Genomic DNA, 25,586 nt, shown 5'->3' on the forward strand with positions numbered 1-25,586 from the left:
TTCTCATCGCTGGCCTGGTGTATGCTGTTGCGTTTGCGGGACGAATTATCAGGAGTTAGCCGGATGAAGATCGCCGTTTTCGATACCAAACACTATGACCGCCTGGCGCTGGATGCGGCCAACCTGGTGGCGCAGCACGAGCTGCAGTATTTCGAGCCGCGGCTGAATGCCGCCACGGTAGAGCTGGCGGCCGGCTTCGACGCGGTGTGCCCGTTTGTGAATGACCGCCTGGACGCCGCGGTGGTGGCCAGGTTGGCCGCAGTGGGGGTCAAGCTGGTGCTGTTGCGTTGTGCTGGCTACAACGGCGTGGATCTGGCCGCCTGCGCCCGGCACGGCCTGAAAGTGGCGCGGGTGCCGGCCTATTCGCCGCACGCGGTGGCCGAACATGCCTTTGCCCTGCTACTGGCGGTGAACCGCCGCATCCACAAGGCCTATGTGCGGGTGCGGGAGATGGATTTCTCGCTGGACGGTCTGGTGGGCTTCGATCTGCATGGCAAGACCTTCGGCGTGGTCGGCACCGGTCGCATCGGCGAGGCGGCCATGGCCATCGCCCGCGGCTTCGGCATGCGGGTGCTGGCCAGCGATGTGCAGCCGGATGCGACGCTAGAGGCGCGGCTGGGGTTCAGCTACGTGCCACAGGCGCAGCTGCTGGCCGAGGCCGACGTGGTCAGCCTGCATCTGCCGCTGTTGCCGCAGACCCGGCACCTGATCAACACCGGCACGCTGGCGGCGATGAAGCCGGGCTGCGTGCTGATCAATACCAGCCGCGGCGGCTTGGTGGACACCGCCGCGTTGATCGAGGCGCTGAAATCCGGCCACCTGGGTGGGGTCGGGCTGGATGTGTACGAGATGGAGGAGGGGGTGTTCTTCCAGAATCTGTCGGGTACCGGCTTGCAGGACGACCAGCTGGCGCGGCTGCTGACCTTTCCCAATGCGTTGGTCACCTCGCATCAGGGCTTTTTGACTGCCGAGGCGCTGCACAATATCGCCAGCACCACGCTGGGCAATGCCACGGTATTTGCCCACGGCGGCGTACTGGAGAACGAAGTCCGGCTGTAAAAGACAAGGTTGGCCGCAGCGCACCACGGCGGCCAACCTTGCGGCGGTTACCGTGCCGCCGGATCGCGGCGGAACACCCAGGTGTTTTCGTCCGAGGCTTCCGGCGCAAAGGCATAACCTTCGGCGTTGAAATCCAGCAGCGCCTGCGCGTCGGCAATGCCATGCTTGACCGCCCAGCGCGCCATCAGCCCGCGTGCCCGCTTGGCGTAGAAGCTGATGATCTTGTAGTGGCCGTTTTTCAGATCCTGAAACACCGGCGTGATCAGCCGGCCTTGCAGCTGTTTCGGCTTTACCGACTTGAAATACTCGTCCGAGGCCAGGTTCACCAGCTGCGGAAACTCATCTGCTGCCAGCAGGCGGTTGAGCTCGTCGGTGACGATGCTGCCCCAGAACTCGTACAGGTTCTTGCCGCGCGGGTTGGTCAACCGGGTACCCATTTCCAGACGGTAGGCCTGCATCAGGTCCAGCGGACGCAACAGGCCATACAGCCCGGACAGGATGCGCAGATGCTGTTGCAGCCATTGCAGCTCCTGCTCTGACAGGCTGGCCGCGCCCAGACCCTCGTAGACATCGCCCATGAAGGCCAGTACCGCCTGCTTGGCATTGGCCGGGGTGAAGGCCGGTGTCCAGTCGTGGTAGCGGCCAACGTTCAGTTCGGCCAGCGCCGGGCTGATGTCCATCAGCTGGCCCAGTTGGACCGGGCTTTGCGCGCGCAGTACCTTGATCAACTCGGCACTGTGGGCGAGAAAATCCGGCTGCGTGAACTGCGCAGTGTGGGCGGGGGTCTCGTAGTCCAGCGTTTTGGCTGGCGAAACGACCATCAGCATGGCGAATCCTTGTCTGGGAGGTGGGCGCTCATTTTAGAATGTCGCGTCCAATGATGGGAGAGATTGATGCGAGTTCTGGTACAGCGTGTGACACAGGCATCGGTGACGGTGGAAGGGCAGATCAGCGGGCAGATTGCTGCCGGCCTGTTATTGCTGGTCGGGGTGGAGGACAGCGATGGCGATGACGACATCGGCTGGTTGGTGCGCAAGATCAGCCAGCTGCGCATTTTCAACGATGCCGACGGAGTGATGAACCGCTCGGTGCTGGAGGCCGGCGGCGATGTGCTGGCAGTGAGCCAGTTCACGCTGTTTGCCAGTATCAAGAAAGGTAACCGCCCCGGCTACAGCCGGGCGGCACGGCCGGAGCTGTCGCAACCCTTGTTCGAGCGCTTTGTGCAGCAGATGCAGACCACACTGGACAAGTTGGTGCCAACCGGGGTTTTTGGCGCCGACATGCAGCTGGCGCTGGTGAACGATGGTCCGGTGACCATCTGGCTGGATAGCAAGGCGCCGGAGTAGGCCGCCACGACTCGCGACGGCAGCGCCGCGCGGGCAGGGTAAAAAGCACAAGGCCGCAGCGTATGCTGCGGCCTTGTGCTTGTGGCTGGTATGGCTTACAGGCCATCGGCCTCCGCCAGCACGCGGACTTTCTGTCCTGGTTGCAGGCGCGTCAGCTGATCCGGGTCGTTCCAGCGCAGGATGTCGGTGTGCGACACGCTGAACTTGCGGGCGATGCTAAACACGGTATCGCCGCGCTGTACCACGTAATCGGTCGGTACCGGGCCCGCTGCCGGTTGGCGCACGCTGTAGGACACGGTGCGCAACGGGCTGGCTGTGCTGCTGGCCAGCGCGCTGGCGGCTGGCAGGCTGCTCAGCACTTTCAGGCTTTGTCCCAGCTTGATGGCATTGTCGTCCAGGCCGTTGAGCTGTTTCAGGTCGGTCACGGTCATGCCGTAGCGGCGCGAGATATTGAACAGGGTATCGCCGACGGCCACGGTATGCAGGCCGGCACTGGCGGTGACCACCCGGTCCGGGCTGCTCAACAACAGCTCGCGGCCAACGTTGCCATCGTTGCGGGTGATGATGCGCACCGGTTCGCTACGTTCCGCTTTGTTGTCGACGCGAATGACCACACGCGGCGCTTCGCTGCGTACTTCCGGCTTGGCGTCGACCACGCGTGGCGCCGGACTGGCGGCGGCGAGCACATTGCTGCCGGCGGCAACGCTGGCCACGGCCGTCTGCGGCTTGCTATCGGCAACCATCACCGCGCTTGCAGTCGCTTTGACGGTGGGCGCCACACTGGCGATGGCAGTGACTGGCGGCTTGGCAGCTTCAGCCGGTTTGCTGTCGACGGCGACGCTTTGCGGCTTGCTGACCAGGCTGGCTGGCGTGACGCTGGCAACAGACTGCACCGGGGCGGCGACTGTTGCCGGGGTGGGGGCGGTGTTGGCGGCAAAAGCCACCAGTGTGGCGGCTTCGCTGGCCGGTGCGGCGATATCGGTGGCATCCAGCTGCGGTGCGGCATTGCCGTTGCCATGCAGCGCCACCAGTACCGGGCGGCCTGCCGGCAGCGTGTTGCTGGCCTTGAGATTGTTGGCGGTGATCAGCTCGTTCGGGTTCATCTCGAAGCGGCTGGCCAGCTCGCTGGCGCTGGTATCGCTATCCGGTACATGCACCTGCCAGGTCAGCAGCGGCTTGTCCCACTTGGCCAGATTGGTTTCGAATTTGTGCAGCTTGTTTTCCGGCAGCAGCATCTGGCGGCCGTTCTTGTGGGCGAACACCGGCAGGTTGAACGCCGGGTTGAGCTCCTTGAATTCGGCCACCGACATCTCGGCCAGACGTGCCGCGATGTCGATGTTCATGTGACGGCCGGTGGCGACGGCAACAAACGAGGGCTTGTTGGGCAGCGGCGCCAGGCGCAGGCCGAATTTTTCCGGTTCCTGCAGCAGGTTGCGCACCGCCAGCAGCTTGGGCACGTAGTTACGCGTTTCCTTCGGCATCTGGATGTTTTCGTAGCTTTCCACCTCGCCACGCGCGCGTACCTTGGCGATGGCGCGCGACAGATTGCCTTCGCCCCAGTTGTAGGCGGCCAGTGCCAGGCTCCAGTCGCCAAACATGGTGTACAGGTTCTGCAGGTAGTCCAGTGCGGCGCGGGTGGCTTCTACCACGTCGCGGCGGCCGTCATACCACCAGGTCTGTTCCAGGCCATACTGGCGGCCGGTGGCCGGCATGAACTGCCACAGGCCGGCCGCGCCGACCTGGGACTGGGCGGTGGGCACAAAAGCGCTTTCCACCACTGGCAGCAGGGCGATCTCGGTGGGCATGCCGCGGCGTTCCACTTCGTTCATGATGAAGAACAGGTATTTGCGGCTGCGGTCGACGGTACGGCGGAAGTAATCGATGCGGGCGCTGAAGAAGCGCTCGTGCTGGCGCACCAGCTCCGGGTTGACTTCACCCATCTGGAAGCCTTCGCGGGCGCGCTGCCACACGCTGTCGCCGTTGCGCAGCAGGCTGCTGTTGAGCAGCATCATGTCGAGGCCGGCGGCCAGACCATCATCCACACTGCGTTGCGGCGGGTTCAGACTGACATTGCTGCTGTTGGCGTGCGCCGGTGACAGCACGAATGCGAGGAAAACCGACAATGCGAGCGGGGTAAGCTTTTTCATGGACCTGAGCCTGTATTCCGTATCGGGCGATGCTAACACGCAAGGGCGGACAGTCAAACGCGAAAGTTCACCTTAAAGCATGATTTTTCTGTGTTTTAGTCGATATTTATCGCTGGCAACATCATTTGTCGGCAGGGGGTGAACTTATGCCGGTCGAAAGTGGTTTTTCCACTCGCGCAGTGTGGCAAAAATGGCCTCATCATCGGCAAGGTCTTTACCCGCTTGCCGGTTGGCGGCCTCTGCTACTGCCTTGATATTGGTACGTAAAAACGGATTGCTGGCTTTTTCCAGTGCCAGGCTGCTGGGCAAGGTTGGCCGCTGCGCGTTGCGGCTGGCCTGATCCTGCTGCCAGCGTGCCTGCAGTGCCGGATTGTGCGGCTCCACCGCCAGCGCGAATTGCAGGTTGGATAGCGTGTATTCGTGGGCCGGATAGCACAGCGTGTCCTCCGGCAGCGCCGCCAGTTGCGTCAGTGACTGGTGTAGCTGCGCCGGGGTGCCGTCGAATATGCGGCCGCAGCCGGCGCCAAACAGGGTATCGCCGCAGAACAGGTGCTTGCCCCACAAAAAGGCCAGATGGTTGGCGGTATGCCCGGGCACGGCCAGCACCGTGGCCGGTTGGCCGAAGGCCAGCACCTCGCTACCGGCCATCACCGGCTGGTTGATGTGCGCCACGCCCGCCGGACCGTAGATGTCCAGCTGCGGCCAACGTGCCAGCAGGGCCGGCAGGCCGCCGATGTGGTCAGCGTGATGGTGAGTGATCCATACGGCATCAAGTTGCAGCCGGTGTTCATCCAGGAACGCCAGCAGCGGGGCAGCGTCGCCCGGATCGACTGCAATGGCGCGGGTAGTGTCGTGCAAAACCCAGATATAATTATCGGCAAAGGCACAAACCGGTGTGAGGCGAATAATGTCGGCCATGGGTTACCCCGAAACAATGGAAGCGTTTGCTGACTGGCTGGCCAGCTCGGAACTGGGACAATACCTGCTGTGCCGCGAGCAGGTGTTTTTCGACCGTGCGGTGGCCGATGCGTTTGGCTTTCGCGCGGTGCAGGTCGGGCTCAGCGACTACGACTTTCTGGCCTGCAACCGTATTCCCTGGCATGGCTATGCCGGGCCAGAGGCGGGCGCGGATGTGATCTGCGATGCCGCCTTCCTGCCGTTTGACAGCCGCAGCCTGGATTTGTTGGTGATGCCGCATGCGCTGGATTTTACCAGCGAGCCGCATCAGGTGCTGCGCGAGGCGGAACGGGTGCTGGTGCCGGAAGGGCGGCTGGTGCTCACCGGTTTCAATCCGGTGTCGCTGTGGGGCATCTGCCGCCTGCTGCGCGGCAAGCGCGATGCACCGTGGAGCGGCAATTTTTTCAGCCCGGCACGCATTCGCGACTGGCTCGCCCTGCTGCAACTGGAACCCACCGGCAACGCCTTCATGGCATACTCGCCGCCTTTCGCGCGCGCCGACTGGCTGGCACGCTGGCAATTCATGGACAGTATCGGCGGGCGCTGCTGGCCGATGCTGGCGGGTGTCTACGGCATCGAGGCCGTCAAGCGCCAGCGCGGCATGCGGCTGATCATGCCCAACTGGAAGCCGGCCAAGGCCGGCAGCGGCCTGATGGTCGCCGGCGGCAACGAGCGCCACCCCGTTAATCAATCTGTGCAGGACGAGATACCACATGGCTGACGACACTATCGTCGAGATCTACCCGGACGGCGCCTGCAAGGGCAACCCCGGCCCCGGCGGCTGGGGCGTACTGCTGCGCTACAAGGGGCAGGAAAAGGAAATGTACGGTGGCGAGCCCAATACCACCAACAACCGCATGGAACTCACCGCGGTGATCCGCGGGCTGGAAGTGCTGAAACGCCCGTGCCGCATCGTGGTGCACACCGACTCGCAGTATGTGCAAAAAGGCATCAGCGAGTGGATTCACGGCTGGAAGAAACGCGGCTGGATCACCAGCAACAAGGAGCCGGTGAAGAACGCCGACCTGTGGCAGCAGCTGGACGAGCTGCGCAACCGGCACCAGGTGGACTGGCGCTGGGTCAAGGGCCATGCCGGCCACGAATTCAACGAACGTGCCGACCAGCTGGCCAATGCCGGCGTCGCCAGCCTGCGCTGATGCGGCCAACCTTGTAGAACATTTATGCGCCAGATCATTCTCGATACCGAAACCACCGGGCTGGACCCCAACCAGGGCCACCGCATCATCGAATTTGCCGGCCTGGAAATGGTGAACCGCAAGCTCACCGGCCGCCACCTGCACCTGTACATGCACCCGGAGCGCGACATCGATCCGGACGCCGAACGCGTGCATGGCATCTCGCTGGATTTTCTCGCCGACAAGCCGAAGTTCCGCGACGTTGCCGCCGAGCTGTGCGAATTCATCGCCGATGCCGAGCTGATCATCCACAACGCGCCGTTCGACGTCGGCTTCATGAATGCCGAGTTCAACCGTCTGGGGCTGCCGCTGGTGAACAAGCAGTGTGCGCTGGTGACCGACACGCTGGCGATGGCGCGCGATACCTTCCCCGGCAAGCGCAACAGCCTGGATGCGCTGTGCGACCGCTTCGAGATCGACCGCAGCAACCGTACCTTCCACGGCGCGCTGATCGACTGCGAGCTGCTGTCCGAGGTCTACCTGTGGATGACCCGCGGTCAGGAAAGCCTGATGATGGACATCGGCTACGGTGACAATGCCGACGGCAGCCGCGGGCAAGGCTACCGCTTCGAACGCAAGCCGCTGACCGTGCTGGCGGCGTCGGCCGAGGAGTTGGCCGCGCATCAGGAATACCTCGATACCCTGGATAAAAGCGTCAAGGGCAGCTGCCTGTGGCGCAGCATCGAAAACCCGCCCAGCGAGCAGCCGGCTTGAGCGCAGCCAATATGACCCGACGCATCGCGCTGGTGCCGGCGGCCGGCCACGGCAGCCGCTTCGGCTCGGCTACCCCCAAACAGTACCTGGACATCGGCGGCCAACCCTTGCTGGCGCACACGCTGGCAGTGCTGGTGGCCAACTCCGCCATCGACCAGGTGGCGGTGGTGATCTCGCCGGGTGACGAGTGGTTCGACAGCTTCGACTGGCCGCAGCCCAAGCTGACCGTACTGCGCGTCGGTGGTGCCAGCCGCGCCGCAAGCGTGGCCAACGGCTTGGCGGCGCTGCAGCCGGCGGCGGACGACTGGGTGCTGGTGCACGACGCCGCGCGCTGCTGCCTGTCACCGCAGGCGCTGGCACGGCTGATCGCCGACATTGGCGACGATGCCGTCGGTGGCATTCTGGCGCAGCCGGTGGCCGATACCGTGAAGCAGGGCGATGCCGGCGGGCGCATTAGCGCCACCGTGCCGCGCGACGGTCTGTGGCTGGCGCAGACGCCGCAGATGTTCCGTGCCGGGCTGCTGGCCAACGCGCTGGCGGATGCGGCCAACCCGGCGATTACCGACGAAGCCTCCGCTATCGAGCTGCAGGGTCACGCGCCGCGGCTGGTGGTGGGCGAGGCGCAGAATTTTAAAGTGACCTGGCCGGGCGATCTGGCGCTGGCGGCGGCGATTCTTGCCGCGCGCGGCTAGCGGATTTGTCACCGCACAGCTGGTGGTGCTGAGCGCTGCGGCCAACATAAAGGATTTGAACATGACACCGTTTCGCATTGGTCAGGGCTACGACGTGCACCGGCTGGTGGAGGGGCGGCCGCTGATCCTTGGCGGCGTGACCATCCCGCACGACAAGGGCCTGCTCGGGCACTCGGATGCCGATGCCTTGCTGCATGCGATTACCGATGCAGTGCTGGGTGCGGCGGCGCTGGGCGACATCGGCCGCCACTTTCCGGATACCGATCCGACCTTCAAGGGCGCCGACAGCGGGGTGCTGCTGCAGGAGGCCATGCGCCGGGTGCGCGCCGCCGGCTGGCAGCTGCTGAACGTGGACAGCACCATCATTGCCCAGGCGCCCAAGCTGGCGCCGCACATCGATGCCATCCGCGCGCGCATCGCCGCGCTGCTGGACATCGATGTCGGCTGCGTCAATGTGAAGGGCAAGACCAACGAGAAGCTGGGCTACCTCGGCCGTGCCGAGGCGATAGAAACCCAGGCGGTGTGCCTGCTGGTGCCGGCGGCGGGGTAGTCCTGGCCGCAACGTTGGCCGCATCAAGCGATTCAAAAAACACTAAACACCTGAAACCCGCGGAGTGATTCATGGACCAGAACCAGCTGAAACAGCAAGTGGCGCAAGCCGCCATCAAGTTTGTACCGGATGACTGCATCGTCGGCGTCGGCACCGGCAGCACCGTCAATTTCTTTATCGATGAGCTGGCCAAGATCAAGGGCCGCATCAAGGGCGCGGTGTCCAGCTCCGAAGCCAGCACCAAGCGGCTGAAAGAGATCGGCATCCCGGTGCTGGATCTGAACAGCGTCGGTCCGGACGAAGTGCCGGTGTATGTGGATGGTGCCGACGAGGTGAACCATCAGCTGCACATGATCAAGGGCGGCGGCGCGGCGCTGACGCGCGAGAAGATCGTGGCCGCGGTGGCGCAGCAGTTCATCTGCATTGCCGACAGCAGCAAGTACGTGGCGATGATGGGCAGCTTCCCGCTGCCGGTGGAAGTGATTCCGATGGCGCGCAGCCACGTGGCGCGCGAGCTGGTGAAGCTGGGCGGACATCCGGAATGGCGCATGGGGGTCACCACCGACAACGGCAACATCATCCTGGACGTGCACGGCCTGCAGATTGCCGAGCCGGTGAAGCTGGAACAGCAGATCAACCAGATCGTGGGCGTGGTCACCAATGGCCTGTTCGCCGCCCGCCGCGCCGATGTGCTGCTGCTGGGCACGCCGGATGGGGTGAAGGAATACCGCTAAGCCGGTGAGGTTGCCGGCTACCTGGGCTGTCCTGCGGGGCGGCCTTGTCGCATGGGTTGCAATCTGCCTGTCACAAAGCTGGGTTACGCTACGTCGTTACGTCGAAATTCTGACCGAGGTCTGACATGCCCGAACATCTTTCCAAACAGTATGACCTGGAGCTCGAAACCATCCGCACCCGTGTGTTGCAGATGGGCGGGCTGGTAGAGCAGCAGATCCGCGCCGCCATGGACGCCTTGCAAGAGGGCGATGTGGCGCGCCTGGAGCGTGTGATCGCCGACGATGCCAAGGTCAATGCGCTGGAAGTGCAGATTGATGAAGATTGCCAGCACATCATCGTGCGTCGCCAGCCGGCGGCCAGCGACCTGCGCATGGTGGTAACGGTGATCAAGACCATTACCGATCTGGAGCGCATCGGCGACGAAGCGCAGAAGATCGCCCGGGTTGGCCGCGACCTGTGCCAGGGCTCGCGCATGCCGGCGCCGCGCTTCCGCGAGGCGTCCAAGATGGCGGAAACCGCCATCGCCATGCTGCATCGCGCGCTGGACGCCTTTGCCCGCCTGGACCCGACCGCCGCGGTGGAGCTGGCGGAGGAGGACGTGCTGCTGGACCAGGATTACTCCTCCGAGCTGCGTGCGCAGATCACCTTCATGATGGAAGACCCGCGCACCATCAGCACCTCCATCGATACCCTGTTCCTGTGCAAGGCCATCGAGCGCATCGGCGATCACGCCAAGAACATCTCGGAATACGTGGTGTATCTGGTGAAGGGCAAGGACATCCGCCATACCTCGCTGGAAGAAAAGAAGCGCGAATCGCTGGGCGATGCCGCCCAATAAGCGTGCACCACCCTAGCGAACGGCGGTAACATTGTTACCGCCGTTTTTTTATTCAACCAATCTCTGACAAGGGGTGAGCTTTTTGAGTACCGTCACGCCCCCGTTTGACGTGCTGGCTACCGTGGACATGGGTTCCAACAGCTTCCGGCTGCAGATTTCCCGTGTGGTAGATGACCAGCTGTATACCCTCGATTCCCTCAAAGAAACCGTACGCCTGGGCGGCGGTTTGCAAGAAGACAAGACGCTGGATGAAGAAACGCTGGCCCGTGCCCTGGGATGCATGGCGCGTTTTGGCGAGCGACTGCGCGGGCTGGATCCGAAGCAGGTACGCGTGGTGGGCACCAATACGCTGCGGGTGGCGAAGAACGCGCCGGCCTTCATCGTGGAAGCCGAGCGCCTGCTGGGCTTCCCCATCGAAATCATCGCCGGCCGCGAAGAGGCTCGCCTGATCTACCTGGGCGCCGCGCATACGCTGCCGGCCACCAAGGAGCGGCGGCTGGTGGTGGACATCGGCGGCGGCTCCACCGAGTTCATCATCGGCAGCCAGTACAAGGCGCATGTGACCGAGAGCCTGCCGCTGGGCTGCGTTACCTTCAGCAAGCGCTTCTTCGTGGATGGCAAGATCAGCAAGAACGCCTTCCGTGACGCCGAGTTGGCCGCACGCAACGAGATCCAGCGCATTGCGCATCAGTATCCGCTCAGCGAGTGGCAGCTGGCGGTCGGTACCTCCGGCACCGCGCGCTCGCTGCGCGACATCATGGAAATCAACGACTGGTTTGGCGGCGAGATCACCCTGGCCGGCATGAAGCGGCTGCGCGAGGCGCTGCTGCGCTGCGGCGATATCCGCAATATCGCCATCAACGGCCTGAAGGCCGACCGCGCGCCGGTGTTGCCGGGCGGGCTGGCGATCATGATCGCGGTGTTCGAGTCGCTGGCGGTCGAGCGCATGATCGTTACCGATGGCGCGCTGCGCGACGGCGTGCTGTACGACCTGCTTGGTCGCCAGCGGGAGAAGGACATGCGTGATTCCACCATTGCCCAGTTCAAGCGCCGTTATCACGTCGATACCGCGCAGTCCGAACGGGTGACCCGGCTGGCCGAGCGGTTGTATCGCATGGTGGCGGGTGAACCGCTGGACGAGGACATGCTCAAGCGGGTGATCTGGGCGGCACGGGTGCACGAGATCGGGCTGTCGATTGCGCACACCGCCTATCACAAGCACTCCGCCTACATCCTCAACAATGCCGACATGCCGGGCTTCTCGCGCCGCGAGCAGAGCGTGCTGGCCACCATCGTGCTGGGGCACCGTGGTGACATGGGCAAGATGCTGCGCGAAGTGGGCGACGAGACACTGTGGCCGGCGGTGCTGGCGCTGCGTCTGGCGGCGCTGTTCTGCCGCAGCCGCAACCCGGTGGAAGTCGATGCCATCCACGGCCTGCGCCGCACCCTCAACGGCTACGCGCTGACGGTGGGTAAAGCCTGGCTGGCGGCCAACCCGCTGACCACCGCGGCGTTCAAGCAGGAAATCGGCCAGTGGCGCGACATCGGCGTGGCACTGGAAATGCGCGGCGAATAAGCCTGGGTAGGCGGCCACTCCGGCCGCCGGGTACCGGCCGTGCGCAGCAGCTGCCACGGCCGTTTGTCTGTCTGGAGCCGTATGCGTCATCCACAACTGAAACAGCGTTTTCCCACCCTGGGCGAGCCGCCGGGCACGCTGCTGCCGGCGGGAGAGGCGCCGGCGCTGGCGAGCCGCATCTCGCTGATCGAATACAACGCCGCCGAATGCCGTGAGACGGTGTTCGCCACGCTGGAAGAGGGGCTGGCGTACCGGCCGCAGCTGCCGGTGCTGTGGCTGAACGTGTACGGCCTGACCGACCCAGCGCTGCTGCAGGCGATCGGCCAGCGCTTCGGCCTGCACCCGCTGGTGCTGGAAGACATTCTCAACAGCCGGCAGCGCCCCAAGGTGGACGACTACGGCGACTACCTGTTCATCGCCACCCGGGTGTATCGCTACCAGCCGGACAACCAGCGTTTGCAGCACGATCAGGTGTACCTGGTGATCGGCAATGGCTTTGTGCTGAGCTTCCAGACCCAGCCGCTGGGGGTGTTTGCCGCGCTGCGCGAACGGCTGAGCCAGGGTCGCGGCCAACTCCGGCAGCAGGGCGCCGACTACCTGGCCTATGGCCTGCTGGATGCCATCATCGATGATTACTTTGGCGTCATCGACCAGTTCAACGCCAACGTAGAGCAACTGGACAAGCAGGTGTTGTCCGGGCACGACCGCTTCATCCTGGCGCGCATCCAGCGCCAGAAGCAGGAGGCGATGCGCCTGCGCCGGGCGCTGGTGCCGCTGCGCGAGGTGCTCAATGTGCTGACCCGCGGCGACCACACCTTCTTCCAGCACGGCACGCTGCTCTACCTGCGCGATGCCTTCGACCACACCCTGCACCTGATCGAATCGCTGGAAACCGCGCGCGAGGTGATCTCCGGCATGCTGGACTTGTACATGTCGGCGCAATCCAACCGCCTCAATGTGCAGATGCGGGTGCTGACGGTGATCACCATCATCTTCATGCCGCTGACGCTGATCGCCGGCATCTACGGCATGAACTTCGACAACATGCCGGAGCTGCACTGGCGCTATGGCTATTTCGGCGTGATGGCCGGCATGGCGCTGATTGCGCTGGTGTTGGGCTTTATCTTCTGGCGCCGCCGCTGGCTGTAAGGTTGGCCGCAGCAAGCGGCCGCCGGCGATGCGGCCAACGTGACTTTGCTATATACCCTGTAGGGGTATATTATGGGCTTATATTCCTCGCCGGAAATCGCCATGAATCAGCAAACCGTTACCCTGCCGGTACAGGGCATGACCTGCGCCGCCTGCGCGCAGCGTATCGAAAAAGTGCTGGGTCGCCTGCCGGGCGTCAGTGCCAGCGTCAGCTTTGCCAGTGAGTCCGCCCGTATCGAATTCGACCCCGCGCAGCAGGATGTCGCCGCCTTGCGCGCCGCCATTGGCAAAGCCGGTTTCGCCGTGCCGGAGGCCAGTGTGCAACTGGCCATCAGCGGCATGACTTGCGTCGCTTGCGCACAGCGCATCGAGAAAGTGCTGAACCGCCTGCCTGGCGTGGCGGCCAACGTCAACTTTGCTACCGAGACCGCCAGTGTGCGTTTTCCCGCCGGCAGTTTGCAGACCGACGACCTCATCGCCGCCGTGCGCCGCGCCGGTTACGACGCCAGCGTGCAAAGCGACGATAGCGCCGCGCGTGAACAGGCGGCGCAGCGGCAGTACCGGCGCGAGTTGCTGTGGTTTGCGCTGTCGCTGCTGCTGACGCTGCCGTTCGCCGGCGAGATGTGGACGATGGCTGCCGGCGGTCACCACGGCTGGCTGCCGCGTGAGTGGCAGCTGGCATTGGCGACGCCGGTGCAGTTTCTGGTGGGCTGGCGCTTCTATCGTGGCGCCTATCTGGCGCTGCGCGGTGGCGGCGCCAATATGGATGTACTGGTGGCGCTGGGTACCAGCATGGCGTGGCTGTGGTCGGCATGGGTCACCGTGGCCGGCATGCACGAGCTGTATGTATACTTCGAAGCCAGCGCGGTGATCATCACCCTGGTGCTGCTGGGCAAGCTGCTGGAGGCGCGCGCCAAGCATCGCACCGCCGGCGCCATCGAAAGCCTGCTGGCGCTATCGCCGAAGACCGCGCGAGTGGAGCGCGACGGCCAGTTGCTGGAGCTGCCGATCGGCCAGCTGCAGTCGGACGATCTGGTGATCGTGCGCCACGGCGAACGGCTGGCGGTGGATGGCGAGGTGGAGGCCGGGCAGGCGGTGCTGGATGAAAGCCTGCTCACCGGCGAGAGTCTGCCGGTGGAGCGCAGCGTGGGCGACCGCGTGTATGCCGGTACCCAGAACAGCGGCGGCATGCTGAAAGTGCGCGCCCGCGGCGTGGGGGCGCACACGCAGCTGGCCGCCATCGTGCGCGCGGTGGCCGAGGCGCAGGGCAGCAAGGCGCCGATCCAGGCGCTGGCGGACAAGATCGCCGCGGTGTTCGTGCCGGCGGTGCTGGCCATTGCCTTGCTGACGCTGCTGCTGACCGTCTGGCTGAGCGGCGACTGGCCGCGGGCCTTCATTCACGCGGTGGCGGTGCTGGTGATTGCCTGCCCGTGTGCGCTGGGGCTGGCGACGCCGACGGCGGTGATGGTGGGCATGGGCAACGGTGCGCGCCGCGGCGTGCTGTTCCGCAACGCCACCGCCCTGCAGCATGCGGCGGCGCTGGATCTGCTGGTGGTGGACAAGACCGGCACCCTTACCGTCGGCAAGCCGCAGCTCACCGACATCGTGCCGTTGACGGCCGGCGACGAGGCGCAGTGGCTGGGATGGGCGGCGGCATTGGAGCAGGGTGCCGAGCACCCGCTGGCGCTGGCCATCCTTGCCGCTGCCGCCAAGCAGCAGCTGCCGCTGGCGGTGGTGGAGGCATTCGAGGCCACTATCGGCAAGGGCGTCAGCGCGGTGTTGCCAAACGTTGGCCGCCTGCAGCTGGGCACGCCGGACTGGGTGCTGGGCACGGTGCCGGCGCTGGCGCAGCCGCTGTATGCGCAGGGCAAGACGGTACTGGCGCTGTCGCGCGATGGCGTGCCGCAGGCGCTGTTGGCGCTGGCCGACCAGTTGCGGCCAACGTCGCCGCAGGCGGTGCAGACCCTGGCTGCCTTGGGGGTGAAAGTGGCGATGCTCACCGGCGACAAGCCGGAAACCGCCAGCACTATCGCGCGCCAGGCCGGCATCAGCGAGGTGCATGCCAGCCAGAGCCCGCAGGACAAGGCGGCGCAGATCCGGCAGTGGCAGGCACAGGGCCTGCGGGTGGCGATGGTGGGGGATGGCATCAACGATGCACCGGCACTGGCGGTGGCCGATGTCAGCTTTGCCATGGGGGCGGGGGCGGATGTCGCCATCGAGGCGGCGGACGTGACGCTGATGCATGGCGATCTGCTGCATCTGGCCGATGCCGTGCGCCTGTCGCGCGCCACCATGCGCAAGATCCGCCAGAACCTGTTCTTTGCCTTTATCTACAACGTGCTGGGGATTCCGCTGGCGGCAGTGGGGCTGTTGAATCCGGTCATTGCCGGCGCAGCGATGGCCGCCAGCTCGGTATCGGTGGTCAGCAACTCGCTGCTGCTGCGACGCTGGCGCTGATGCGGCCAACGTTGGCCGCCGCCGGAAAAGCAAAAACCCGCCGAAAGGCGGGTTCTGTTTTTTTGGCTGCTGGTGCTTATGCTGCGGTAACGCAGGCTTCGCCCTGGTAGCTGGCGCTTTCGATGCCGAACGCCGAGCGGAAGGTCACCATGAAGCGGCGGCCGATTTGCTGGATGGACATTACTTCAAACGCGATAGTCGAATTGTCGATTTGCTGGGTGATGCGGTCACCCTGTTTCAGTTCTTTGATTTTCATTAGGTATTTCCTTTGCGGCAACCCGCTGGCGGGTAGCCGATTAGTGGCGGCGCCTCATTGGCGCAGCATGTTCTATTTTTGCGGTAGGGTGGCGGAAATTGATGCGGCCCTTGGTGAGATCATAGGGTGACATTTCCACCGTGACTCGGTCGCCAACCAGCACGCGGATGCGGTGCAGTTTCATCTTGCCCGAGCCATAGGCGAGAATCTCCACGTTGTTATCGAGCCGAACGCGAAAACGCGACTCCGGCAGCATCTCGATGACAACACCTTGCAGTTCGATCATGTCTTCTTTGGACATGGCAGCTCCAATCTTGAAATGGTAGGCAGCCACGTGCAGCGGTAATCGCTCTGACATGGCAGGTTGCTTCGTAAACCTGAGCGGAAATTGCTGTGCGATGTGACAGCAGTTAAGGCAAGGCAGGCGTCAGTTGAGATGACGCCAGAGAAGAGGCAAAAAGCAGTATGGTGCTAAATGCTTGATTTGTCAAATTTTATTGATGCAAGGCAAGCAGGGTGGGTTGCGGTCCATAAAAATCAGACCAGCAGCGAGACGATGGAACCGACTGTCGCGGCGGCGGCAACCCATTTGCCGGCAGTGAAATAAGTGTTTTCCGGCTTGGCCGACGGCGTGTCGACTGGCAGCGGTTCCGGCAAACCCAGTGCACCATAGGTAAAGGATTTCACCGGAGACGGTTCCGTGCCGCCCTCAGTTTCTGCCGCTGTTGCCGCCGGGGACTGCAGGGTGACGATGGTGGAGGGCGTTTCCGCTGGCGTAGCTAGCTCAGCGCCGGCAGCGGCGGTCTGGGGCGCACTGGCCGGGGCGGAATAGGGTATCGCGCTGATATTGCTGCGGATTTCCATAGCGGTCTCACGTAATGAATGCCATCTGGCAGACAGCTTATCGACAGGACTGCTGATATCTTTAAGAACATGCAGCATGTTAGCCGTAGTAAGCATCAGAATGCCACTATTGTCGGCAATACCCGCCAGGCAATCAGCCCGGCAAAACCGATCAGCAGCAGCCCGCACAGGCGGTCTACCCAGCGGCGGCCCCGCCCCCCCAGCCGTGACAGCAGGCGGCCGCCGCCGTAGGCCAGCAGCAGCCACCACACGGCCGAACCGGAGAACACGCCCAGTACCATCAGCAGCGCCTCGCCGTTGCCGGGCGCATGGCCGCCGGCCAGCCCGGCGAACACCGCGATGAACGACAGAATGGTCATCGGGTTGCTCAGTGTCAGCGCCAAGGCACTGCTGTAGGCGCCCAGCAGGCTGCCCCCTTCTTTGGCCTGTGCCGCCCCCGCAGCCTGTGGCCGGCGCAGGGTGGCAATGCCCAGATACAGCAGTAGCGCGCTGCCGGTCAGGGCCAGCGGCGCGGCCAGTGCGGTCAGCCAGCCAATCACGACTCCCATGCCGGCAGCGCCCAGACTAGCGTACACCGCATCGGCCGTGGCAGCGCCCAGCCCGGTCGCCAGCCCGCGCGCCGGGCCGTGGTGCAGGGTACGCTCAATGCACAACAAGCCGATCGGTCCTACCGGTGCGGCAATCGCCAGCCCGATGGCGACGGCTTCTACAAACACGGTCATTATTTGCTCCCAGCATCAGATTCCATATTCTTAGTGTGCCGGTGACGCTGGCGGCCAACCATGCCATGCTGGGGGCCATTGTTCGCATTGACTTGTCAATTTAAGGCAAAAACCAAGATGGACCTTACAAATGGAAATCGACAGTAAATCCTGGGCCATACTGGCTGCCCTGCAGGCCAATGCCCGCCAATCGCTGACGGAACTGGCGCAGGGGGTGGGCATGTCGGTACCAGCGGTGTCGGAGCGGGTGAAGCGGCTGGAAGAGGCAGGGGTGATTCGCGGCTACCACGCGGTGGTGGCTCCGCTGAAAACCGGCTACGCGCTGTCGGCGCTGGTGGGCATCACCGTGCCGCAACCGGCCAAGAAAATCCTGCTCGACAGGTTGGCCGCCATGCCGGAAGTGCAGGAATGCCACCACGTCACCGGCAACGACTCCTACGTATTCCGCCTGCTGGCACGCGATGTCTCGCACCTGGAGCTGCTGGTATCGCGGCTGAACGATCTGGGCGAAACGCGCACCAGCATCATCCTGTCCACGCCGATCAGCCTGCGGCCGGTGTTGCCGCCAAGGTAGGGGTTGCAGACCGGAAGTATCTAGCAAGCCAGGGGCGACTCATTAAACGCGTGGGCTAACTTTTGGTCGTTTGCCCGGCAAAGTGCCGGACGACCCATTGCTCGCACACTGCCCACAGTTGCGGTGCTCCGCGTTTGATAACCGGGCCATATCGGGATACGACTTGTTCCAGCGAAACATTGTTTTCCGCCCAGGTTCCGCCACCGGTGAAGACATTGATGAGCAGCGGTTGAAAGCGGTCGAGCGCCTTGGCGAACTTCGCGTCTTCACTCTCTGCGCGCTCGAATTCCTGCCATAAAGCAAGGAGTTCGTTGCCTTGCTGCGGCGGCAATAAGCCAAACAATCGCACAGCTGCTTCAGCTTCCTGTTTAGCCTGCAATTCGCCGGAAAGTCCGGCATGAATAGGGAAGTCGCCAACATCTATCTCGACAATGTCGTGCAGTAACAGCATCTGCATGACACGGTTTGTGTTCACGGCGGCGCAGGCGTACTCGTTCAGCAGCAAGGCATACATCGCCAGGTGCCAGGAGTGCTCGGCCGAATTTTCTTTCCGGCTTTGGTCAAGTAGTGGCGATTGCCGTGTGACGGTCTTCAGACGGTCGATTTCTCTGAGGAAATTTAACTGCTGTTCTAGTGCTGTCAGGGGCATGATTTTCACGCGGCAAAAGGTGGCGTTGCCAGATTATATAGAACGGAACGAACGGGGCCTGCCTCGGCGCTATCGCACACATTTGCGACCATGCTGGCTGATGTCCACCTGAATCTGATGTCGTTGCTCGGTTACTGCGCCATACCGGACTGTCCGGTGAAAATGAGCCAACTGCCGACTTGGTCGATAATCCTCCCCCAAATCACTGCGGCCAACCTTTTACAAGGTTGGCCGCAGTGATTTCAGCTGAGCCGAGTTTATTCCAGCCCTCGCCGCAGCCAGCGGCTGATGCCCTCCACCCCCCAGGACAGCAGCAGCATGGCGGCGATCAGGGTGGCTGCGTTGTGCAGCTGGAACAGCGACAGTGCCAGGTACAGCTGTTGACCGAGGCCGCCGGCGCCGACCAGGCCGAGGATGGCGGCGATACGGATGTTGTTTTCCCAGCGGTACAGGGTGTAGGCGATCCATTGCGGCAGCGCCTGCGGCAGCAGGCCGTAGGCCAGCCGTGTCATCGGCGCGGCGCCGCTGGTGGTCAGGGCGGCTTCCGGTTCCGGTGGCAGGTTTTCCAGCGTCTGCGCGAACAGCCGTCCCAGCACGCCGCTGGTGTGCAGTGCCAGCGCCAGCACGCCGGCTGCCGGTCCCAGGCTTAGCGCCAGTACCGCGATGGCGCCCCATAGTAGATCGGGGGTGCCGCGCAGCAGGTTCAGCAGCAGCCGTACCGGCGTGCGCAGCCAGCGTGGGCCGCGCTGACTGGCCGGTAAGGCCAGCAGCGCGCCGCCGAGAAAGGCAAAGGCGGTGCCCAGCGCCGATTGCGCCAGGGTTTCCAGCATGCCGCTGGCGACGGTGAGCAGGAACGCCGGCGCCAGATTTGGATGCAGCAGTTCGGCGGCAAAGCGCAGCAGACCGCCGACATCAAACGGGCTGCCTTGCCACTGCGGCCACAGCCAGTACAGTGCGGCGGCTTGCAGCAGGACAAAGCCGAGTGCCAGCAGCAGGCCGCCACGGCGGCTGTCCACCGCCAGCCGGGCGAGGCGGCTGACGGTTTCGGTCAGCGCCACCAGGATCATAAAGACCAGCAGCAGGGCGCCGACTTCGCCGCCGTTGAGCATGCGTACCGCGGTGTCCATCAGCAGGCCCAGGCCGCCGGCGCCGACAAAGCCCATCACCGCCGAGGCGCGGATGGCGCATTCCCAGCGGTACACGCTGTAGCTGATCAGCTCGTGCGCCGCCTGTGGCAGCAGCGCATAAGCGAAGCACGCCAGCCGGCCGGCGCCGCTGGCAGCCAGTGCGGCGGCGGGCTCGCGCGGCTGCGCTTCCAGAATCTCGGCATAGACCTTGCCCAGCATGCCGCCGTAGGCCAGCCCCAGCGCAAGTACCGCCGGCAGGCTGCCGAGGCCGGCGGCGCGCACCAGCAGCAGTGCCCACACCAGATCGGGCACGCCGCGCAGGATCACCATCACGCCGCGCAGGCCGTGTTGCAGTGCCCGCCATGGGCGGGTGGGGGCGTCGCCGCACAGCGTGTCGCGGTCCAGCGCGCGGCTGGTGAGCAGCGCCGCCGGCAGGCCGACCAGCATGGCCAGCAGGGTGCCGCTGCTGGCGACGGCTAGGGTGGTGACGGTTTCGCCGAGCAGGCTGGCGATAAAGGCCGGCTCGTGGCTGGGCGGAAAGAACTGGCTGACGAAGCTGCCCAGCGTGGCCAGCGTGGCGGCGTCCAGAAGCAAGCGCGGGTCGAAGCCGGTGTAGACCATGGCCGTCAGCAACAGCAGCGGCGTGGCGATCAGCCAGCCCAGCCGTGCGGCCAACCTTGGGTCGCGCAGCGGGTGGGTGGAGGAGGTTAGCATGGCGCCACCCGCGGCAGCGGGGTGGCCGGGTTGTCGTCCCGCTCGGGCGGGGTGTCGCCGGCGTACAGCGCTGCCAGCAGCGCCGGGCTGACCTTGCTGCGCGGCAGGTCGAACATCACCTTGCCGTCGCGCAGGCCGATCAGGCGCGGAAAGTGCGCCAGCGCCAGCTCCACCGAGTGCAGGCTGACCAGCAGGGTGGCGTGGCGCGCGGCGGCATCGCGGCACAGCAGTGCCACGGTGTCGTCGGCCAGGCGCGGGTCCAGCGCGGCTACCGGCTCGTCGGCCAGCAGCAGCTCGGGCTGCTGGTACAGCACGCGGGCGATGCCGACGCGCTGGCGCTGGCCGCCGGACAGGCGGTCGCAGCGCTGCCACAGCTTGTCGCCCAGCTGTACCTGTTCCAGCGCCGCGCGGATGGCGGCCACGTCCTGCGGCCACAGCAGGCGGCGCAGTGCGGCCAACGTTGACAGCTGCCCGAGGCGACCGGCGCCCACGGCGGTAACCACCCGTTGCAGCGCCGGCAGCGGCGCATGCTGGTACACGCTGCCGATGCGGCTGCGCAGGCGGCGCAGCGCGGCGGCATTCTGCTGCCACGGCTCGGCGCCCAGCAGCTGCACGCTGCCGCTGTCGGCGCGGTAGTGGCTGGCGGCCAGCAGCAGCAGGCTGGATTTACCGGCGCCGGACGGGCCGATCAGCGCTGCCTGTTCACCCTGCGCCAGGCGCAGGGTGATGCCGTCGAGAATGCGCTGGCCGCGCAGCGACAGCGTCGCTTCGCTCAGCGCCAGGCTCATTGCAGCAGGCCGGCAGCCTTGGCGGCAGCCTCGATGCCTTCGTAGTTTTCTGCCTTGGTGGGGATGAACTTGCTGGCGCGCTGCAGTTCCAGAATGGCTTTCTGCTCCGGGTTGGCCGCATCCAGTTTCAGGAATGCGGCCTGGATACGCTGCTGCAGCTTCTTGTCCATGCTGCCGCGCACGGTCCAGTTGTAGTCGAAGAAGGTGGGGGAGGTGCCCAGCAGGCGTACCTTGGCCGGGTCCACCTTGCCGGCTTCCACCAGCTTGTCCCATACCGAGGCGTTCAGCGCGCCGCCTTCCACCTTGCCGGAGGCCACCCAGGCCACGGTGGCGTCATGCGCGCCGGAGTAGCCCACGGTCTTGAAGAAGGTTTCCGGCTGCATGCCCTGCTTTTGCAGGAAGTAGCGCGGCATCAGGTGACCGGAGGTGGAGGAGGCGGAGCCGAAGGCAAAGCGCTTGCCTTTCAGGTCCTGCAGGGTCTTGATGCCGGCTTCCACGCTGCCGATGTACTTGGCGGTGAACTTGGCATCTTCGGCGCGCTGCACCAGCGGTACTACCTTGCCGCGCTGGCTGGCCTGCACGAAGGTGAAACCGCCCAGCCAGGCCATGTCGATCTGGTCGGCGTTCAGCGCGGTGACCACGCCGGCGTAGTCGGTTACCGGCACGAACTGCACTTTCATGCCCAGTTCTTTTTCCAGGTAGCTGCCCAGTGGCGCGAACTTGCGTTGCAGCTCGGTGGGGGCTTCGTCCGGAATGGCGGACACTTTCAGCACGGCGTCGGCGGCGCCGGCCACGGCGGAGACGGCCAGCAGCAGGCTGGCCAGGGCGATCTTGGTGTTCATGGGTCGGGGCTTTCTGGCTAGGCGGACTAAAGGCCGCGTGCAGTCAACGGGCGCCTGCGGCCAACCTTGGCGCGGTGCCCAAATAAAAATGCAGCCTGGCGACTGCATTGATGATTTGCGGTGGCGGACGAAAGGCCGCCGGTGCGAATTCTAGCGTAAAAGCCTTGTGTTTTCAGCTGGCTGCAGTGTCAGTCCACGCGGATATAGGCCCAGCCGCGTGCTTTCAGGCAGCTGCGGTACAAGTCGCTGCGGGCGCGCTCGTTGACATCGTAGGCTTCGGTTTCTGGCCAGTCCCACCAGCTACCATCCAGCCAGCATGCGCTGCGCGCCGTGGCGCCTGGCGGGCAGTGCCAGCGCGGGCCGATGTAGCGCGGCGGGTAGCTGCGCTGGCGGATGTCGGGCGGAAACGCCTTGGCCGCTTCCTGCTGGCACTGGTAGCTGTCGGTGTCAAAGTTCACCGTACCGTCCGGGTGGCGCCACTGGTAGTGGGCGCAGCCGGCCAGCAGCAGACAGGCAAGCAGGGGGACAAGGCGCGTGTTCATGCGGTTTAGACCGCGCTGCGGCCCGCGCGGTTGCCGAACCACACAAACAGCGCCGCGCCGGTGATGATCATCGGCAGGCTCAGCCACTGTCCCATGCTGATCACGTCGGACTGGCCGAAGATACCGGCGTCCGGGGTGCGGAAGTATTCGGCCACGAAGCGGAACAGGCCGTAGCCGGCGAGGAACAGCGCTGACACCTGCCCCACCGGGCGGCGCTTGCTGGAGAACAGCCACAGGATGACGAACAGCGTCAGCCCTTCCAGCAGTGCCTGGTACAGCTGCGACGGATGGCGCGGCAGCAGGTCCACCTGTGGAAACACCATCGCCCACGGCAGCTCGGCCGGCGCCGGGCGGCCCCACAGTTCGCCATTGATGAAGTTGCCGATGCGGCCGGCGGCCAGGCCGGTGGGCACCAGCGGCGCCACAAAGTCGCTGATCTGCCAGAAGCTGACGCCCTTCTTGCGCGCGAACAGCGCCATGGCCGCCAGCACGCCGATGAAGCCGCCGTGGAAGCTCATGCCGCCCTTCCACACCATCAGGATCTCGGCCGGGTGCGACAGGTAGTAGCCGGGCTGGTAGAACAGCACTTCGCCGAGGCGGCCGCCGGCCACCACGCCGATCACCGCCCAGGTCAGGAAATCGTCCAGATCCTTGCTGCTCCAGATGCCATCCGGCTGGCGGCGGATGCGGTAATTGCCCAGCGCCAGGAACAGCACGAAGCCGAGAAGATACATCAGGCCATACCAGTGCACGGCCAGCGGGCCCAGGTGGATGGCGACGGGGTCGAACTGCGGATGGATCAGCATTTGTCAGTTATGTGCGTTTGCGGTAAAAGAGGACGATAGACGCGGATTATACGAAAAAGCGTCCGGCAGCGTGGTGTCGATACCCGGACCTGCCCATGCTGCAATACAGAAACCTCCAGTACCCGGAAGTTCCTGCGACCTGCTCACAGAAGCGGGCTGACGGATGCGCGTAACCTAATATGGCAGCACGTGGCCAGCCAGTCTGGCCACGGGATAAAGATTCAGAGACATTAAGGATTCACCATGCCCCAGTACCGTTCCAAGACCTCGACCGCCGGCCGCAACATGGCCGGTGCCCGCGCGCTGTGGCGCGCCACCGGCATGAAGGACGAGGACTTTCAGAAGCCCATCATCGCCATTGCCAACAGCTTCACCCAGTTCGTGCCCGGCCACGTGCATCTGCACAATATGGGCCAGCTGGTGGCGCGCGAGATCGAAAAGGCCGGTGGCGTGGCCAAGGAATTCAACACCATCGCCGTGGACGACGGCATCGCCATGGGCCACGGCGGCATGCTGTACAGCCTGCCCAGCCGCGACCTGATCGCCGACAGCGTGGAATACATGGTCAACGCCCACTGTGCCGACGCGCTGGTGTGTATCTCCAACTGCGACAAGATCACCCCCGGCATGCTGATGGCGGCCATGCGCCTGAACATCCCGGTGGTGTTCGTGTCTGGCGGCCCGATGGAGGCCGGCAAGGTGCAGTGGGGCAACGACATCCGCAAGCTCGACCTGGTGGATGCCATGGTGGAAGCGGCCAATAGCGCGGTGTCGGACGAAGACGTCGATCGCGTCGAGCGCTCGGCCTGCCCGACCTGTGGTTCCTGCTCCGGCATGTTTACCGCCAACTCGATGAACTGCCTGACCGAGGCGCTGGGCCTGAGCCTGCCGGGCAACGGCAGCCTGGTGGCCACCCACGCCGATCGCAAGGAGCTGTTCCTGCGCGCCGGCCGCCTGATCGTGGAAATCACCAAGCGCCACTACGAACAAGAGGACTACTCCATCCTGCCGCGCAGCATCGCCACCAAGCAGGCGTTCGAGAACGCCATGAGCCTGGACGTGGCCATGGGCGGCTCCACCAACACCGTGCTGCACCTGCTGGCTGCGGCCAACGAGGCCGGTGTCGATTTCAAGATGGCCGACATCGACCGTATCTCACGCAGCGTGCCGTGCCTGTCCAAGGTGGCCCCGGCCACCCAGAAGTACCACATGGAAGACGTGCACCGCGCTGGTGGCGTGGTGGCGATCCTGGCCGAGCTGGACCGCGCCGGCCTGATCCACCGCGACGTGCCCACCGTACACAGCCCGACGCTGGGCGCTGGCCTGGAAGCTTGGGACATCATGCGCCACGGTGACGACAGCGAGGCGCAGCGCTTCTACCGCGCGGCACCGGGCGGCGTGCCGACCACCATCGCCTTCAGCCAGAGCATGCGCTACCCGACGGTGGACAACGACCGTGCCGACGGTTGCATCCGCGACAAGGCCAATGCCTACTCGCAGGATGGTGGTCTGGCGGTGCTGTACGGCAATATCGCCGAACGCGGCTGCATCGTGAAAACCGCCGGCGTCGATGACTCGATCCTGAAATTCACCGGCCGCGCGCGCATCTTCGAAAGCCAGGACGCTTCGGTGGCGGCCATTCTCGCCGACCAGGTCGTGGCCGGCGACATCGTCATCATCCGCTACGAAGGCCCGAAAGGCGGCCCGGGCATGCAGGAAATGCTGTACCCCACCAGCTACTTGAAATCCAAGGGGCTGGGCAAGGCCTGCGCGCTGCTGACCGACGGCCGCTTCTCCGGCGGTACCTCCGGCCTGTCCATCGGCCACGTGTCGCCGGAAGCCGCCGAGGGCGGCACCATCGGCCTGGCGGAAGAGGGCGATACCGTGGAGATCGACATCCCCAACCGCACCATCCATCTTGCCGTGTCCGACGAAGAACTGGCGCATCGCCGTGCCAAGATGGAAGCACGCGGTCGTGACGCGTGGAAGCCGGTCGATCGCGAGCGCGTGGTCAGCCCGGCGCTGCGCGCTTACGCCGCGATGACCACCAGTGCCGACACCGGTGCGGTGCGCGACGTGTCGCAGGTAGAACGCAAGTAAGCGCGTGCGGCCAACCTTGGCCGCCGTCCCGCACAAACGGCAGCCCTGGGCTGCCGTTTTTCATGGTGCCACGCTTGGCGGATGGTCGGTGGCGGCCATCCGTATCCAGCGTTGGCCGCCTGTGGGTGTGGCTGTTTACCGCGGTGGCGTGGCGCCCGCCTCGGAGCGACGTGTGCCGACTCCGCG

Annotated in this window: 27 protein-coding genes; 14 read left to right on the plus strand and 13 right to left on the minus strand. The window is 64.7% G+C overall.

Annotated features, from left to right (window positions below):
- Positions 1 to 63: 63 nt before the first annotated feature.
- Positions 64 to 1,059, plus strand: coding sequence for a 2-hydroxyacid dehydrogenase (locus ABNW52_RS14490; RefSeq protein WP_349589212.1), 996 nt, complete (start codon positions 64 to 66; stop codon positions 1,057 to 1,059).
- 47 nt (positions 1,060 to 1,106) lie between these two features.
- Here the strand turns inward: ABNW52_RS14490 and yaaA are convergent, their stop codons facing one another.
- The gene (yaaA, locus tag ABNW52_RS14495; protein WP_349589214.1) at positions 1,107 to 1,886 is read right to left on the minus strand and encodes a peroxide stress protein YaaA; all 780 of its coding nucleotides are present in this window, start codon (positions 1,884 to 1,886) and stop codon (positions 1,107 to 1,109) included.
- A gap of 66 nt (positions 1,887 to 1,952) precedes the next feature.
- On the opposite strand from yaaA, the gene dtd reads away from it, so the two are divergent.
- Positions 1,953 to 2,405: a D-aminoacyl-tRNA deacylase gene (dtd, locus tag ABNW52_RS14500; RefSeq protein WP_349589216.1), complete on the plus strand. Its 453-nt coding sequence runs from the start codon at positions 1,953 to 1,955 to the stop codon at positions 2,403 to 2,405.
- 95 nt (positions 2,406 to 2,500) lie between these two features.
- On the opposite strand, the gene ABNW52_RS14505 is transcribed toward dtd, so the two are convergent.
- Positions 2,501 to 4,552, minus strand: coding sequence for a LysM peptidoglycan-binding domain-containing protein (locus ABNW52_RS14505; RefSeq protein WP_349589219.1), 2,052 nt, complete (start codon positions 4,550 to 4,552; stop codon positions 2,501 to 2,503).
- A gap of 144 nt (positions 4,553 to 4,696) precedes the next feature.
- The gene (gene gloB, locus ABNW52_RS14510) at positions 4,697 to 5,470 is read right to left on the minus strand and encodes a hydroxyacylglutathione hydrolase (protein ID WP_349589222.1); all 774 of its coding nucleotides are present in this window, start codon (positions 5,468 to 5,470) and stop codon (positions 4,697 to 4,699) included.
- On the opposite strand from gloB, the gene ABNW52_RS14515 reads away from it, so the two are divergent.
- The 10 genes from ABNW52_RS14515 to ABNW52_RS14560 all read left to right on the plus strand — a co-directional run bounded on the left by ABNW52_RS14515 (position 5,469) and on the right by ABNW52_RS14560 (position 15,416).
- Positions 5,469 to 6,230 (plus strand): class I SAM-dependent methyltransferase, encoded by a 762-nt coding sequence (locus ABNW52_RS14515; protein WP_349589224.1) that lies wholly within the window; start codon positions 5,469 to 5,471, stop codon positions 6,228 to 6,230. The genes gloB and ABNW52_RS14515 overlap by 2 nt on opposite strands.
- A complete protein-coding gene (gene rnhA / locus ABNW52_RS14520; protein ID WP_349589226.1) occupies positions 6,223 to 6,666 on the plus strand; it encodes a ribonuclease HI in 444 nt (147 codons plus the stop codon). The genes ABNW52_RS14515 and rnhA overlap by 8 nt, the downstream gene beginning before the upstream one ends.
- A gap of 24 nt (positions 6,667 to 6,690) precedes the next feature.
- Positions 6,691 to 7,419 (plus strand): DNA polymerase III subunit epsilon, encoded by a 729-nt coding sequence (gene dnaQ, locus ABNW52_RS14525; RefSeq protein WP_349589228.1) that lies wholly within the window; start codon positions 6,691 to 6,693, stop codon positions 7,417 to 7,419.
- A gap of 11 nt (positions 7,420 to 7,430) precedes the next feature.
- Positions 7,431 to 8,111, plus strand: a complete 681-nt coding sequence (gene ispD, locus ABNW52_RS14530; protein WP_349589231.1) for a 2-C-methyl-D-erythritol 4-phosphate cytidylyltransferase — start codon at positions 7,431 to 7,433, stop codon at positions 8,109 to 8,111.
- 61 nt (positions 8,112 to 8,172) lie between these two features.
- The gene (gene ispF, locus ABNW52_RS14535; RefSeq protein WP_349589233.1) at positions 8,173 to 8,661 is read left to right on the plus strand and encodes a 2-C-methyl-D-erythritol 2,4-cyclodiphosphate synthase; all 489 of its coding nucleotides are present in this window, start codon (positions 8,173 to 8,175) and stop codon (positions 8,659 to 8,661) included.
- Positions 8,662 to 8,732: 71 nt separating this feature from the next.
- On the plus strand, positions 8,733 to 9,395 hold the full coding sequence (gene rpiA / locus ABNW52_RS14540; RefSeq protein ID WP_349589235.1) for a ribose-5-phosphate isomerase RpiA: 663 nt from the start codon (positions 8,733 to 8,735) through the stop codon (positions 9,393 to 9,395).
- 125 nt (positions 9,396 to 9,520) lie between these two features.
- Positions 9,521 to 10,234: a phosphate signaling complex protein PhoU gene (gene phoU / locus ABNW52_RS14545; RefSeq protein ID WP_349589237.1), complete on the plus strand. Its 714-nt coding sequence runs from the start codon at positions 9,521 to 9,523 to the stop codon at positions 10,232 to 10,234.
- 82 nt (positions 10,235 to 10,316) lie between these two features.
- Complete coding sequence (ppx, locus tag ABNW52_RS14550; RefSeq protein ID WP_386108091.1) at positions 10,317 to 11,810, plus strand: exopolyphosphatase; 1,494 nt, start codon at positions 10,317 to 10,319, stop codon at positions 11,808 to 11,810.
- A gap of 81 nt (positions 11,811 to 11,891) precedes the next feature.
- Positions 11,892 to 12,959 carry a magnesium/cobalt transporter CorA gene (gene corA, locus ABNW52_RS14555; protein ID WP_349589242.1) on the plus strand — a complete coding sequence of 356 codons (1,068 nt, stop codon included), beginning with the start codon at positions 11,892 to 11,894 and terminating at the stop codon, positions 12,957 to 12,959.
- 102 nt (positions 12,960 to 13,061) lie between these two features.
- Entirely contained in the window at positions 13,062 to 15,416 is a 2,355-nt protein-coding gene (locus ABNW52_RS14560) for a heavy metal translocating P-type ATPase (protein ID WP_349589245.1), read from the plus strand.
- A 76-nt stretch (positions 15,417 to 15,492) separates the two neighbouring features.
- Here the strand turns inward: ABNW52_RS14560 and ABNW52_RS14565 are convergent, their stop codons facing one another.
- The 4 genes from ABNW52_RS14565 to ABNW52_RS14580 all read right to left on the minus strand — a co-directional run bounded on the left by ABNW52_RS14565 (position 15,493) and on the right by ABNW52_RS14580 (position 17,258).
- Positions 15,493 to 15,672, minus strand: coding sequence for a hypothetical protein (locus tag ABNW52_RS14565; protein WP_174874703.1), 180 nt, complete (start codon positions 15,670 to 15,672; stop codon positions 15,493 to 15,495).
- Between the two features lie 40 nt (positions 15,673 to 15,712).
- On the minus strand, positions 15,713 to 15,973 hold the full coding sequence (gene infA, locus ABNW52_RS14570; protein WP_174874702.1) for a translation initiation factor IF-1: 261 nt from the start codon (positions 15,971 to 15,973) through the stop codon (positions 15,713 to 15,715).
- Between the two features lie 236 nt (positions 15,974 to 16,209).
- The gene (locus ABNW52_RS14575) at positions 16,210 to 16,614 is read right to left on the minus strand and encodes a hypothetical protein (protein WP_349589248.1); all 405 of its coding nucleotides are present in this window, start codon (positions 16,612 to 16,614) and stop codon (positions 16,210 to 16,212) included.
- A gap of 17 nt (positions 16,615 to 16,631) precedes the next feature.
- Positions 16,632 to 17,258: a LysE/ArgO family amino acid transporter gene (locus tag ABNW52_RS14580; RefSeq protein ID WP_349589250.1), complete on the minus strand. Its 627-nt coding sequence runs from the start codon at positions 17,256 to 17,258 to the stop codon at positions 16,632 to 16,634.
- A gap of 130 nt (positions 17,259 to 17,388) precedes the next feature.
- Between ABNW52_RS14580 and ABNW52_RS14585 the strand changes: the two genes are divergently transcribed.
- Positions 17,389 to 17,832 (plus strand): Lrp/AsnC family transcriptional regulator, encoded by a 444-nt coding sequence (locus ABNW52_RS14585; protein WP_349589252.1) that lies wholly within the window; start codon positions 17,389 to 17,391, stop codon positions 17,830 to 17,832.
- Positions 17,833 to 17,887: 55 nt separating this feature from the next.
- On the opposite strand, the gene ABNW52_RS14590 is transcribed toward ABNW52_RS14585, so the two are convergent.
- The 6 genes from ABNW52_RS14590 to lgt form a co-directional block, all read right to left on the minus strand.
- Positions 17,888 to 18,481: an HD domain-containing protein gene (locus tag ABNW52_RS14590; protein ID WP_349589255.1), complete on the minus strand. Its 594-nt coding sequence runs from the start codon at positions 18,479 to 18,481 to the stop codon at positions 17,888 to 17,890.
- 257 nt (positions 18,482 to 18,738) lie between these two features.
- A complete protein-coding gene (locus tag ABNW52_RS14595) occupies positions 18,739 to 20,322 on the minus strand; it encodes a PhnE/PtxC family ABC transporter permease (protein ID WP_349589258.1) in 1,584 nt (527 codons plus the stop codon).
- Complete coding sequence (locus ABNW52_RS14600) at positions 20,316 to 21,110, minus strand: phosphonate ABC transporter ATP-binding protein (protein WP_349589260.1); 795 nt, start codon at positions 21,108 to 21,110, stop codon at positions 20,316 to 20,318. The genes ABNW52_RS14595 and ABNW52_RS14600 overlap by 7 nt, the downstream gene beginning before the upstream one ends.
- A complete protein-coding gene (locus ABNW52_RS14605; RefSeq protein ID WP_349589263.1) occupies positions 21,107 to 21,952 on the minus strand; it encodes a putative selenate ABC transporter substrate-binding protein in 846 nt (281 codons plus the stop codon). The genes ABNW52_RS14600 and ABNW52_RS14605 overlap by 4 nt, the downstream gene beginning before the upstream one ends.
- 188 nt (positions 21,953 to 22,140) lie before the next feature.
- Positions 22,141 to 22,494 (minus strand): hypothetical protein, encoded by a 354-nt coding sequence (locus ABNW52_RS14610; RefSeq protein WP_349589265.1) that lies wholly within the window; start codon positions 22,492 to 22,494, stop codon positions 22,141 to 22,143.
- 5 nt (positions 22,495 to 22,499) lie between these two features.
- A complete protein-coding gene (lgt, locus tag ABNW52_RS14615) occupies positions 22,500 to 23,300 on the minus strand; it encodes a prolipoprotein diacylglyceryl transferase (RefSeq protein ID WP_349589267.1) in 801 nt (266 codons plus the stop codon).
- A gap of 243 nt (positions 23,301 to 23,543) precedes the next feature.
- On the opposite strand from lgt, the gene ilvD reads away from it, so the two are divergent.
- Positions 23,544 to 25,400 (plus strand): dihydroxy-acid dehydratase, encoded by a 1,857-nt coding sequence (ilvD, locus tag ABNW52_RS14620; protein WP_349589269.1) that lies wholly within the window; start codon positions 23,544 to 23,546, stop codon positions 25,398 to 25,400.
- Positions 25,401 to 25,586: the final 186 nt, after the last annotated feature.

It is taken from the genome of Vogesella oryzagri, assembly GCF_040148885.1.
In the GTDB taxonomy this organism is placed as follows: Bacteria; Pseudomonadota; Gammaproteobacteria; order Burkholderiales; family Chromobacteriaceae; genus Vogesella; species Vogesella oryzagri.